At 73.6% G+C, this 12,206-nt stretch carries 10 protein-coding genes and 1 pseudogene; 10 read left to right on the forward strand and 1 reads right to left on the reverse strand.

Features of this window, described 5'->3' with window-relative positions; genetic code table 11:
* Nucleotides 1–164: 164 nt before the first annotated feature.
* Entirely contained in the window at nucleotides 165–1,697 is a 1,533-nt protein-coding gene (locus tag PKA89_RS15295; protein WP_324420956.1) for a gamma-glutamyltransferase, read from the reverse strand.
* A gap of 73 nt (nucleotides 1,698–1,770) precedes the next feature.
* Here PKA89_RS15295 and PKA89_RS15300 point away from each other — a divergent pair, with 73 nt between their 5' ends.
* The 10 genes and pseudogenes from PKA89_RS15300 to PKA89_RS15345 all read left to right on the forward strand — a co-directional run.
* Nucleotides 1,771–2,547, forward strand: coding sequence for an S-methyl-5'-thioinosine phosphorylase (locus PKA89_RS15300; protein ID WP_324420958.1), 777 nt, complete (start codon nucleotides 1,771–1,773; stop codon nucleotides 2,545–2,547).
* Complete coding sequence (locus tag PKA89_RS15305; protein ID WP_324420960.1) at nucleotides 2,544–3,884, forward strand: amidohydrolase; 1,341 nt, start codon at nucleotides 2,544–2,546, stop codon at nucleotides 3,882–3,884. Before PKA89_RS15300 ends, PKA89_RS15305 begins: the two co-directional genes overlap by 4 nt.
* Nucleotides 3,885–3,904: 20 nt before the next feature.
* Nucleotides 3,905–4,378 (forward strand): cupin domain-containing protein, encoded by a 474-nt coding sequence (locus PKA89_RS15310; RefSeq protein WP_324420962.1) that lies wholly within the window; start codon nucleotides 3,905–3,907, stop codon nucleotides 4,376–4,378.
* A complete protein-coding gene (locus PKA89_RS15315) occupies nucleotides 4,375–5,127 on the forward strand; it encodes an SDR family oxidoreductase (RefSeq protein WP_324420964.1) in 753 nt (250 codons plus the stop codon). The genes PKA89_RS15310 and PKA89_RS15315 overlap by 4 nt, the downstream gene beginning before the upstream one ends.
* Nucleotides 5,128–5,240: 113 nt before the next feature.
* A complete protein-coding gene (locus PKA89_RS15320; protein ID WP_324420966.1) occupies nucleotides 5,241–6,332 on the forward strand; it encodes a BMP family ABC transporter substrate-binding protein in 1,092 nt (363 codons plus the stop codon).
* 216 nt (nucleotides 6,333–6,548) lie between these two features.
* Nucleotides 6,549–7,718: an ABC transporter permease gene (locus PKA89_RS15325; protein WP_324420968.1), complete on the forward strand. Its 1,170-nt coding sequence runs from the start codon at nucleotides 6,549–6,551 to the stop codon at nucleotides 7,716–7,718.
* Between the two features lies 1 nt (nucleotide 7,719).
* Nucleotides 7,720–8,715: an ABC transporter permease gene (locus tag PKA89_RS15330; protein ID WP_324420970.1), complete on the forward strand. Its 996-nt coding sequence runs from the start codon at nucleotides 7,720–7,722 to the stop codon at nucleotides 8,713–8,715.
* Nucleotides 8,715–10,367, forward strand: coding sequence for an ABC transporter ATP-binding protein (locus tag PKA89_RS15335; protein ID WP_324420972.1), 1,653 nt, complete (start codon nucleotides 8,715–8,717; stop codon nucleotides 10,365–10,367). The genes PKA89_RS15330 and PKA89_RS15335 overlap by 1 nt, the downstream gene beginning before the upstream one ends.
* Nucleotides 10,368–10,576: 209 nt before the next feature.
* Nucleotides 10,577–11,737, forward strand: a complete 1,161-nt coding sequence (locus tag PKA89_RS15340; RefSeq protein WP_324420974.1) for a ferredoxin reductase — start codon at nucleotides 10,577–10,579, stop codon at nucleotides 11,735–11,737.
* Nucleotides 11,738–11,778: 41 nt separating this feature from the next.
* Nucleotides 11,779–12,206: pseudogene (locus PKA89_RS15345) on the forward strand (acyl-CoA desaturase); the annotation flags it as partial.

Raw genomic sequence — 12,206 nt, forward strand, 5'->3', positions numbered from 1 at the left:
TGTCTCATCGGTGTCCTGTCTTCCCGTGACGCAGCTCTGCCCTGTGCGTCTGACATCGGTGGAGAGAGAGAACCACGCCGGGACGACAAAGGGAATAGCCGGAGGCCGACGGGTTGTCGAACTTTCCGTTCGCTCGACCGTTGCGCCGCAGCACCTTCCGCGAGTCAGGGCGTCGACAGGAGCGCCACGGCAGCCTCGCGACGCGGGTCGCCGGCGGCCACCAGCACCCCGTCGTCGCGCCGGTACGCGACCCCGACCCCCCCGAAGTACATCGAGAGCGCGCCGTGGTCCGTGGCGGCCAGCCCGGCCGCGTGGACGGCCGCGGTGATGGCCGGGTCGGACTCGTGCTCGACGACCGGCCGGCCGGTGCGGTCGAACCGGACGTGCAGGCGCGGCGCCTCGATGGCCGTGCGCAGGTCGGCGCCGTGGAGGCAGCCCTGACCGAGCACCTGCATCAGCGCGGTCGTGATGCGGTCCGCGCCGGGGGACCCGACGGCGATGACCCGGCCGTCGGCGGTGCGCCCCGTGGTCGGGGCCATGTTCGACGCGAGCCGCGTGCCGGGCACCAGCGAGTGCAGCCCGAGCCGGTTCAGCTCCGGCTCGCCGAGCGCGTTGTTGAGCAGCATCCCGGTGCCGGGCACCGTGATCCCGGCGCCGTACCCCGCCGACACCGTCACGGCGCACGCGAGCCCGTCGGCGTCGACCGCGGAGACGTGCGCGGTCGAGGCCGAGGTCGGCAGCCCGGCCAGGCCGTGTCGCTCGACGGAGGCGAGCAGCGCGTGGCCGGCGGCGTCGAGGTCGGTCGCGACGTCGTGCACCTCGAGCCGGTAGCGCAGGACGGCGGACTGGACGGCGAGGACGTCGGCCCAGTCGTAGGAGCCGCGCCGGGCCAGCTCGCCGAGCATCACGGCGAGCATCGGTCCCCCGACCGAGGGAGGCGGGTTGAGCGCGAGGTCCCAGTCGCCGACGGTGCGCCGCACCGGGACCCGCTCGACGGGCGCGTGCGCCGCGAGGTCGTCGGCGGTGACGAGGCCGTCGTGCGCGGCCATGTCGGCGACCATCGCCCGGCCCACCTCACCGGTGGTGAGGACGGAGGCACCGTCCCGGGCGACGAGGTCGAGGACGTCGGCGAGCCGCCCGTTCGTCGCGAGGTCCCCCGCGCGCAGGGGTCGGCCGTCGGGACGGGTGACGACGGCGTGGGCCTCGGGGTCCGTGCCGAAGAGGGTGTCGGCGACGAAGCCGAGGTAGCGCGCCGCCGCGCCGCCGACCGGGTAGCCGTCCCGGCAGGCGTGCGCGGCCGGGGCCACGACGTCGGCCCAGCTGCCGCGACCGAAGCGGGCCTGGGCGTCCTCGCAGGCGGCGACCGCCCCCGGCGTGGCGACCGAGCCGTGGCCGGCGAACATCGTCACCCCGCCGCCGTACTCGGTGGACACCTCGCGCACCCCGCGCCCGAACGCCTCGGGCGGCAGGCCGAGCCCGGGCATCCCGACGTTGCCGTCGACGAGGAGGGGCTCGCTCCCGGGCGCCCACACCGAGACGTAGGCGCCGCCGCCGAGCGAGACGATGCCCGGCTCGGTGGCCATCGCGGCGAGCGCCGCGGCGACGGCGACGTCGACGGCGTTGCCCCCGGCAGCGGCCACCTCCCGGCCCGCCCCGAGCGACACCGGGCCGGTCGCCGCGAGCGCCACCTCACCCATGGCCTCGCATCCTGCCACCGCCGCGAGCGTCCACGTCGCCCGCGTCCGCACCCGGGCGGTAGCGTTCCGGGTCATGACCCGCCCGCCCCTCGCCGTCGTCGCCGGCACCGGGTTCTACGACCTCGAGGCCCTCGAGGACCGCGCCGAGGAGACCGTCGACACCCGTTGGGGCCCGGCCCGGGTGACCCGCGGGCGCTGGCACGGCCTGCCCGTCGTCTTCCTCACCCGGCACGGTCCCGGCCACTCGGTGCCGCCCCACCTCGTCAACTACCGCGCGAACATCCGCGCCCTCGCCGACCTCGGGGTGCGAGACGTCGTGGCGGTCAACGTCACCGGCTCGATCGACCCCGACCTCGTGCCCGGCGACCTCGTCTGCCTCGACGACTTCCTCGACCTCACCCGGCAGCGTCCCCTCACCTTCTTCGACGGCTCCGGTCCCGAGGGCGTCGTCCACGTCGACGTCTCGCGGCCCTACCACCCGGAGCTGCGCCGCGAGCTGCTCGACGCCGCCGCGGCGGTCGGCCACCCGCTGCGCGACGGCGGGGTGTACGCCGCCTTCGAGGGCCCCCGGTTCGAGACCGCGGCCGAGATCCGCCTGGCCCGGCTCGCCGGGGCCACCGTCGCCGGGATGACGGGTGTCCCCGAGGTCACGCTCGCGCGCGAGGCCGGGCTGCGCTACGCGGCCGTCTCGCTCGTCGTCAACCCGGCCACCGGCGTGGGCGACGCCGACGAGCCGATCACCATGGCCGAGATCGAGGCGGTCCTCGCCCGCAGCCGCGACGCCGTCCTCGCCGTGCTCGACGACCTCGTGCACACCCGCGCCACGTTCGCCGAAGAGGAGGACGGATGACCCGCGTCGTGCTCGAGGGCGCCGCGTACGTCGTCACCGTCGACGACACCGACACCGTCCTGCGCGACACCACGGTCGTCGTCGAGGACGGCGTCATCACCGAGCTCCGTTCCGCGGCAGCCGGACCCGTCGACGCCGACGAGACGATCGACGCGCGCGGACGGCTCGTCCTGCCCGGCCTGGTCAACCTGCACACCCACCTGCCGATGACCCTCCTGCGCGGGCTCGCCGAGGACGTCGACCTCCAGGGCTTCCTCACCCGGGTGTGGGCGGCCGAGGGGGCCGTGATGGACCCCGCGACCGTCGAGCTGGGTGCGACGCTCGGGGCCCTGGAGTCGCTGCTCGGCGGCTGCACGACCCAGCTCGACATGTACTTCCACCACGAGGCCGCCCACCGGGGCGCCGTCGCCGCCGGCAGCCGGCACGTCATCGGCCCGGTGTTCATGGACGGCCCCGGCCCGGACGGCCTCGCCTGGGCGGAGCGCATCGCCCTGATGCGGGCCTGGCCCGCGGCGATGGCCGCCATCGGCGGGCCGGCCGTGCCGGTCTCCGCGATGCCGCACGCGACGTACACCTGCTCCCCCGAGAAGCTCGCCGAGGTGGTCGCGACGCTGCGCGAGGTGCGTGGCGAGGGCCCGGGCCTGCTCACGACCCACGTCTCCGAGAACGCGGCCGAGAACACCGACGTCGCCGCCCGCTACGGCGCCACCCCGACCGAGGTCCTCGCCGGCGCGAGCTGGCTCGACGGCGACCTGCCCCTCGTCGTCGGCCACGGGGTGCACCTCTCCCCCGCCGACCGCGAGCGCCTCGCCGCCGCGGGCGCGGCCGTCGCGCACTGCCCCGGCTCGAACCAGAAGCTGGCCAGCGGCGCCCTGCCGTGGGAGGCGGTGCACGACAGCGGGGTCCGCCTCGGCATCGGCACCGACGGCTGCTCCAGCTCGAACGACCTCGACATGTGGCAGGCGATGCGGCAGGCCGCGCTCCTCGCCCGGCTCACCTCGGGACGCCCGGACGTCGCGAGCGCCCACGAGGTGCTGCGCGCCGCGACCCTCGAGGGGGCCAGGGCGCTCGGGCTCGGCGACGAGATCGGCTCGGTCGAGGTGGGCAAGCGCGCCGACCTCGTCGTCGTCGACCTCGAGAAGCCGCACCTCACCCCGGTCCACGACGTCCAGGCCCTGCTCGTCTTCGCGGCGGGGCGCGCCGACGTCACCGACGTCCTCGTCGACGGGCAGCCGGTCGTCCGCGCCGGCCGGAGCACCCGGCTCGACACCCCCGACCTCCTCGCCCGGGCCCGCGAGCGCGGCGCCACCGCCCGGGCGGCCGCGGAGGCCTCGTGACGCAGCCGAGCATCCCCCACGTGGAGCCGCCCGCCGAGAGCGCCGAGGAGGTCATCGACCGGCTCGGCATGGTGCCCATCCCCGAGGAGGGCGCCTGGTACGTCGCCGGCCCACGCACCCAGGGACTCAACGCGATCACCGTGCTGCTGACCAACCGCCCGGACGGCTTCTCGGCGATGCACCGGCTGACCATCGACGAGGGGTGGCAGTGGCTCGGCGGTGCGCCGGCGGCCCTGCTCCGGCTGCGCCCCGGCGGCTCGGGCGTCCTCAACTACGTCGGCGAGGAGCACTCGCAGGTCCTCGTCCGGAAGAACACGTGGATGGGGGCGACCACCCTCGGCCACTGGACGCTCCTCTCCTGCTGGTGTGCGCCCGCGTTCCGGCCGGAGCACTTCGAGCTCGGCGAGCGCGAGGCGCTCGTCGCCGAGTACCCGAGGTTCGCCACCGAGATCACCACCCTGACCCGCGACGAGCCGGTCGGGCGGATGCGGTGAGCGCGCTCGTCACCGGGGCGAGCGGCGGCCTCGGCCGAGCGGTCGCGGTGGCGCTCGCCGAGGCCGGGCACGACGTCGCCGTCCACTACCGCGGGGACGCCGCCGGTGCCGAGTCCACGGCCGCCGCCGTGCGGGAGGCGGGCCGCCGGGCGGTGACGCTGCACGCCGAGCTCGACGTCCCCGACGCGGCGGCCTGCGACGCGGTGTGCGCGCAGCTCCTCGACCGGGCCACCGAGGCGCTCGGGGCACCGACCGCCGTCGTCCTCAGCGCCTTCCCGCAGCACCACGTGGCCTGGGACGACCTCGACGCCGCGGCCTGGGACGCCTACCACCGGGCGGGGCTGCGGCCGACCGCCGTCCTCCTGCGGCAGGCCACCGCGCGGATGGACGCGGGCGGCACGGTCGTCGTCGTCGGGTCGATCGAGGGGCTGCGGGCGATGCCGACGCACACTCCCTACGCCGTGGCGAAGGCCGCGCTGCACCACCTGGTGGCGGCTGCGGCCCGCGAGGTCGGCCCTCGCGGCGTGCGGGTCGTCGGGGTCGCACCCGGGCTCGTCGACCGGTCCGGGCTCGAGGACGCCTGGCCCGAGGGGGTCGCCCGCTACCGGGCGGCGGCGGCGCTCGGCCGCCCGGTCGAGGCGCAGGAGGTGGCCGCGACGGTGGCCTTCCTCGCCTCACCCGTCGCATCAGGCATCACCGGCACCACGGTCACCGTCGACGCGGGGTGGTCCGCGGGCCCCGGCTGGTGACCGCGACCCGCCGCTCGGTAACGACCACGCAACGAAGCCGGGTCGCGTGCGGCGCCGGCCGGTTTCGGCCGTAGCATCTGCTCGTCTGACCCGACCTCCAAGGGAGATCCTCCATGAAGTCTTCGCGTTACCTCGTCGCGGTCCCCGCGGCGCTCGCCCTGGCCCTCGCGGGCTGCGGTGGCAGCACCGGCAACTCCGGCGGCGACAGCACCGCCTCGGGCTCGGCCGGTTCCGGCGCCCCGACCGACGACTCGAACTGCGCCAGCAAGGACGTGTTCTGCGTCGGGCTCGTCACCGACACCGGCAAGGTCGACGACAAGTCGTTCAACCAGTCGGCGCACGAGGGCGCGAAGGCGGCGGCCGAGGAGACCAAGGGCTACTACAAGTACATCGAGACCCAGGACGCCAAGGACTACGCGGCGAACATCCAGCAGTTCACGAACAAGAAGTACGACGTCATCGTCACCGTCGGGTTCCTCATGGCCGACGCGACGACCGCGGCGGCCGCCGAGAACCCCGACACCAAGTTCATCGGTGTCGACCAGGGCTACGACGCCTCCAAGGTCACCGCGAAGAACATCACCGGCCTCGTGTTCCCCGAGGACCAGGCCGGCTACGGCGCGGGCTACCTCGCGGGCCTGATGACCAAGACCAACAAGCTCGGCCAGGTGCTCGGGCTCGAGATCCCGCCGGTGCAGAAGTACGCCAAGGGCTTCGAGGCCGGCGCGAAGGCCGCGAACCCGGCGGTCACCGTCTCCACGGTCTACCACCCCGCCGCCGACAACGCCTTCAACGACCCGGTGTGGGGCGCGGGCGAGGCCAAGAAGATGCTCGCCCAGAAGGCCGACTTCATCTTCGGCGCCGGCGGCAACACCGGCAACGGCGCGCTCCAGGAGGTCGCCAAGGCCTCCGGTGCGGGCACCGACGTCTTCTGCATCGGTGTCGACACCGACCAGTGGGACACCGTGCCGGCCGCCCAGCCGTGCCTCATCACCTCCGCCGAGAAGCTCATCTCCAAGGGCGTCACGGACACCGTGAAGACGGCCAAGGACGGCGAGTTCGAGGGCCTGCAGACCCTCGGGCAGGCGGGCCTGTCGCCGTTCCACGACTTCGACAGCAAGATCCCGGCCGACGTGAAGTCCAAGGTCGACGAGATCGTCAAGCAGATGGAGGCCGGGACGCTCAAGACCGGCGTCACCCTCTGACGAGGTCGCTCCCCGGTCACCCCGTGTGACCAGCGCGCGAGGGGGCGGGCATCCACCGGATGCCCGCCCCCTCCGCCCGTCCGGGCCCGCTCCCCGCGGCCGGGGACGCGACTGGCACAACCTGCCGACGCCCGCGGTGACGCTCGGGCACCCCCGCACTTCCGCCCGCGCGGCCTCTTCGCCAGACTGTGGGCACCCTCGAGTCATTGGAGACCCATGTCCGACACCAGTACGGCGGAGCAGACGCCGCCCGCGGAGCAGGAGCCGGGCCCGGAGCCGCGCGACCGCGGCGGGCTGCTCGCCTACCTCATCGCCCACCAGAGCGGCGTCGTCATCGTCGTGGCCCTCGTCATCGCGCTGGTCATCGGGGCGGGGCTCATCCGGTACCAGGGGGTCAGCCCGGTGTACGCGTACGAGACGCTCGTGCGCGAGGCGCTCGTCGTCCCCGGGTCGTTCACCCGCACGCTGCAGAAGACCGCGCCGCTCGTCCTCACCGGCCTGGCCGTCGTGCTGCCGCTGCGGGTCGGGCTGTTCAACATCGGCGGCCAGGGGCAGCTCGTCACCGGCGCGCTGCTCGGCGCCTGGGTCGCCTACGTCGCGGGCGGGCTCGGCTTCGGCGGGGCGGTCCTCGGCATGGTCGTCGGCCTGCTCGCGGGGGCGGCCATCGGCTGGCTCGTCGGTGTGCTCAAGGCCTGGCGCGGGGTGCACGAGGTCATCTCGACGATCATGCTCAACTACATCGTCGCCGGGGTCGCCTTCTGGGGCGTCAGCGGCGGCCCCTTCCAGGGCGAGGCCTCGAAGACGTCGGGCATCCCGCAGAGCGAGCTCATCCCCGAGAGCGCCCAGCTGCACAGCGTGCTCGGGATCCCGATCGGCTTCGTCGTCGCCTTCGTGCTCGCGGTCGCCTGCTGGTGGGTGCTGTCGCGCACGACCCTCGGGTTCCGCTTCAACACCGTCGGCGCCAACCGCGACGCCGCCCGCTACGCCGGCATCCCGCTCAACCGGATCGTCGTCCTCTCGATGGTCGCCGGTGGCGGGCTCGCCGGCCTGGCCGGCGCGCTCGAGGCCGAGGGCACGCTGCACCGCTTCGAGCCGGCCATCGGCGGCTCGCTCGGCTTCGACGGCATCACCATCGCCCTGCTCGCCCGGGCCAACCCGCTCGCGACGATCCCGGCGGCCTTCCTCGTCGGGATGCTGCGCACCGGCGCGGCCGGCCTGCAGTTCGCGACGCAGACCTCGAGCCTGCCGAGCGGCATCACCCCGGAGATCGTCGACCTGCTCCTCGCGATCATCCTGCTCATGGTCTCCATCCCGGTCCTCGGCAAGTGGCTGTTCCGCAGCCGGGCCGCCAAGGTGAGCGTCGCCTCGACGAGCTGGGGGAGCTGACATGACCTGGCTGCAGCGCAACCGGACCACCCTCGTCATCGCCGCGGTGGTGCTCGTCGCGGCGTACGTCTTCTACTACGCGAAGAACGACATCGCCCCCTCGATGTACGGCGCCGCGTGGGGCTACGCCATCCCGCTCGTCCTCGCCGCCCTCGTCGGCGTCATCGGCGAGCGCTCGGGCGTGGTCAACATCGGCATCGAGGGGCAGATGCTCCTCGCCGCGTTCGCGGGCTTCTTCTCCGCGGCCGCGACCGGCTCGATGCTCGTCGGCGTCCTCGCCGGCGTCGGGACCGGCCTGGTCGCGGGTGGCTTCCTCGCGTGGACCACGGTGCGCTGGCGGATGGACCAGATCATCGCCGGTGTGGTCCTCAACATCATCGCCACCGGCATCACCTCCTTCTACCTCAAGTCCGGCGAGATCCTCCCCGGCGTCATCCCCAACATCCGGGTGCCGCTGCTCGCCGACATCCCCCTGATCGGCGACACCTTCTTCAGCGGCCGGAGCGTCATCGCGCTGATCGCGCTCGTCGCCGCCCTGGGCGTGCACCTCGCCCTGTTCCACACCCGCTGGGGGCTGCGCACCCGCGCGGTCGGCGAGTACCCGTCGGCCGCCGACACCGCGGGCGTCAACGTCGAGCGGCTCCGGCTGGTCAACGTCACGCTCGCCGGCTCGCTCGCCGGCCTCGCCGGGGTGTACCTCTCGATGGACGCCTCGAGCTCGTTCGAGCGGAACATGACCGCCGGCCGCGGCTTCCTCGCGCTGGCCATCATGATCATGGGCGCGTGGCGACCCCTCCGGGCGGTCGTCATGGCGCTGTTCTTCGGGTTCATCAACGCCGTCGCCTCCCAGCTCCAGCAGACCGGCGGCTTCACGGTGCCCCCGCAGCTGACCGGCACCCTGCCCTACGTCGCGGTGCTCGTCGTCCTCGCGGTCGCCGCCGGGCGGGTGCGGCCACCGGGAGCGGTCGGTCAGCCCTACGTCAAGAAGGACCAGTGATGAGCGACGCCGCGCCCACCGAGGGCACCCCGCAGGTCGTCGGCCACGACGACGTCTCCCAGGAGCACCTCGCCGAGGTCGCGACGACCGACGCGGCGCTCGAGCTGCCCCCGGAGCAGTCCGGGTTCGGCGAGGGCGTCGTCGGCGAGGTCCTGCTCTCCATCGAGAACCTGTCCAAGTCCTTCGGGTCGGTGCAGGCCAACCGCGACATCAGCCTCGACGTCCGGCGCGGCGAGATCGTCGCGCTGCTCGGCGAGAACGGGGCCGGCAAGTCGACGCTCGTCAACCAGATCTTCGGGCTCATCACCCCGGACACCGGCACGGTGTCGATCAAGGGCGACGCGACGCCCATCAAGGACCCCAAGGACGCGATCGCCCGCGGCATCGGGATGGTGCACCAGCACTTCCAGCTCGTGCCGGTCATGACCGTCGCCGAGAACATGATGCTCGGGCACGAGCAGACCCGCGGCGCCGGCGTCCTCGACCTCGAGGCGGCCCGCCGGATGGTCCGCGAGCTGTCGGCCAAGCACGGTCTCGCCGTCGACCCCGACAGCGAGGTCGAGGACCTGCCGGTCGGCACCCAGCAGCGCGTCGAGATCCTCAAGGCGCTCTCGCGGCGGGTCGACCTGCTCATCCTCGACGAGCCGACCGCGGTCCTCACGCCGCAGGAGACCGACGAGCTGCTGGGCGTCATGCGCGAGCTCGCGAACTCCGGCACCTCGATCGTCTTCATCACGCACAAGCTGCGCGAGGTGCTCGCCGTCGCCGACCGGGTCTACGTGCTGCGCCAGGGCGCGGTCGTCGGCGAGGTCGCGACGAAGGACACCGACGCCAAGGGGCTCGCGACGATGATGGTCGGCCGCGAGGTCGTCCTCTCGATCGACAAGACCGCCGCGACCCCGGGCGAGACGGTGCTCGAGATCGAGGACCTGCACGTCCGGGACGACCGTGCCCTCGGGGCGGTCAACGGGTTCTCGCTCACCGTGCGCGCCGGCGAGATCGTCGGCGTCGCCGGGGTCGAGGGCAACGGGCAGCGCGAGCTCGTCGAGGCCCTCGCCGGGATGCGCAAGGTCGTCTCCGGGCGGATGACCCTCGGCTCGCTCGACCTCACCCGGGCCAACCCGCACCAGACCCACCACGCGGGGGTCGGGCACGTGCCGGAGGACCGCGAGAAGCACGGCCTCGTCGGGTCGTACTCGATCGCCGACAACCTCGTCCTCAACGAGTTCGACCAGCCGCCGTACGCCAAGAGCGGCGTGCGCCAGTTCGACGCGGTCCGCGAGCACGCCGAGACGGTCCGCGAGGAGTTCGACATCCGCTCCTCCGGGGTCTTCCAGACGGCGGAGTCGCTGTCCGGCGGCAACAAGCAGAAGGTCGTCGTCGCGCGCGAGATGTCCTTCAAGCCCAAGCTGCTCATGGCGGCGCAGCCGACCCGCGGCGTCGACGTCGGGTCGATCGAGTTCATCCACCGGCGAATCGTCGAGGCGCGCGACGAGGGCGCCGCGGTGCTCCTCGTCTCGGCCGAGCTCGACGAGATCCTCTCGCTCTCGGACCGGATCGCCGTCGTCCACGGCGGCCGGGTCGTCGCCGAGATGGACGTCGCGGACGCCGACCGCACCGAGATCGGCCGCCTCATGGCCGGCGACCACTGACCGCCGGCCTCCGCGGACCCCACGAACCCCACGCGTATCGGGTCACCCGATATCGCCTCGCTTCACCCGAGAACGCTTCTCGGGTGAAGCGAGGGCGATATCGGGTGACCCGATACGCGCGAGACGGGTGGGGCGGGGGCTCCTGATCTCTTCCTGAGAAGGGACCCTACGGTGTCGTAACTTACGCAGGCGTAGGTTACGCTGGCGTAGTGAGCACCTCCACCGCCGACCGAGAGACCCCCGCCGCGGGCGCCACCCGGCCGCGGCTCGGGGCGCACACCGCCGGACCGCTGGGCGGCCTCACCCGGGGCGCTCGCCGCGTCGCCGAGGCCCTCGCCACGCCGCTGGTCCCCGCCGACTACCTCGACCTCCTCGACCCGATGCGCGCCGGCGCCGACCTGCGTGGCCGCATCGTCGAGGTCCGTCCCGAGACGGCCGACGCCGCGACCGTCGTCATCCGGCCGGGCCGGGGCTGGCGGGGCCACGTGCCCGGCCAGTACGTGCGCATCGGCATCGACATCGACGGCGTGCGGCACTGGCGCGCGTACAGCCTGACCCACCGCGCCGACGGCTCGGCCGCGGCCGGCATCCCCGCCGGGTGCATCGCCATCACGACCAAGGCGATCCCCGAGGGCAAGGTCTCGACCCACCTCGTGCGCCGGGCCCGGCCGGGCACGCTCGTGATGCTCGACCAGGCGACCGGTGAGTTCACCCTCCCGGTCCCGGCCCCCGCGAAGGTCCTCTTCCTCACCGCGGGCAGCGGCATCACCCCGGTCATGGGGATGCTGCGCAACCACCTGCCCGAGCTCGCCGACGTCGCCCACGTGCACTGCGCCCCGAGCGAGCGCGACGTCATCTTCCACCGCGAGCTCGCGGGCCACCACGAGGCCGGCCGGCTCGCCCTCAGCCTCAACCTCGACGACGTCCACGGCGTCCTGGACCTCATCCGCCTCGACGGGCTCGTCACCGACTGGCGCGAACGCGAGACCTGGCTCTGCGGCCCGACCGCCCTCCTCGACGCGGCCGAGAAGCACTGGGCCAACGCCGGTGTCCCCGACCGGCTGCACGTCGAGCGCTTCCGCCCCACCGTCGTCGAGCCCGGGGAGGGCGGCACCGTCACCTTCGGCCGCAGCGGCCGGATGGTCGAGGCCGACGGCTCCACCCCCATCCTCGACGCCGGCGAGGACGCCGGCGTCCTCATGCCGAGCGGCTGCCGGATGGGTATCTGCTTCGGCTGCGTCGTCCCGATGCGGGGCGGCGCCGTCCGCGACCTGCGCACCGGCGAGGTGACCGTCCACGAGTCCGACGAGCCGCTGCCCGTCCAGACCTGCGTCAACGCCGTCGCCGGCGCCTGCGAGATCGACCTCTGACCCTTCGACCTCCCGCGACCCACCACCTAAGGACCCCTCCCATGACCCTCGCCCCCGAGCGCACCCCCGCCCACGGCTCCACCAAGCCCCACGGCATCAACCCCCGGCTGCGCGTCGAGTCCGACGCGCCGCGCCCGCAGCGCCCGGCCCTGAAGAAGTCCGGCCGGCCCAACCCCGCGGCCCACCTGTCCCCCGAGCAGATCGAGGGCATCGGCCACGAGCTCGACGCCCTGCGCAAGGAGGTCATGGACTCCCGCGGCGAGCGCGACGCCGCCTACATCCGCAAGGTCATCAAGGTCCAGCGCTACCTCGAGATGGGTTCTCGCGCAGCGCTGCTCTTCAGCAACGTCAAGGTCAAGGGCTTCCGCCCGGCGTGGTGGCTCGGCACGGCCGGGCTGTCGGTCGCCAAGATCCTCGAGAACATGGAGATCGGCCACAACGTCATGCACGGCCAGTGGGACTGGATGCG

This window comes from Phycicoccus sp., assembly GCF_035325325.1.
Taxonomy (GTDB): Bacteria; Actinomycetota; Actinomycetes; order Actinomycetales; family Dermatophilaceae; genus Phycicoccus.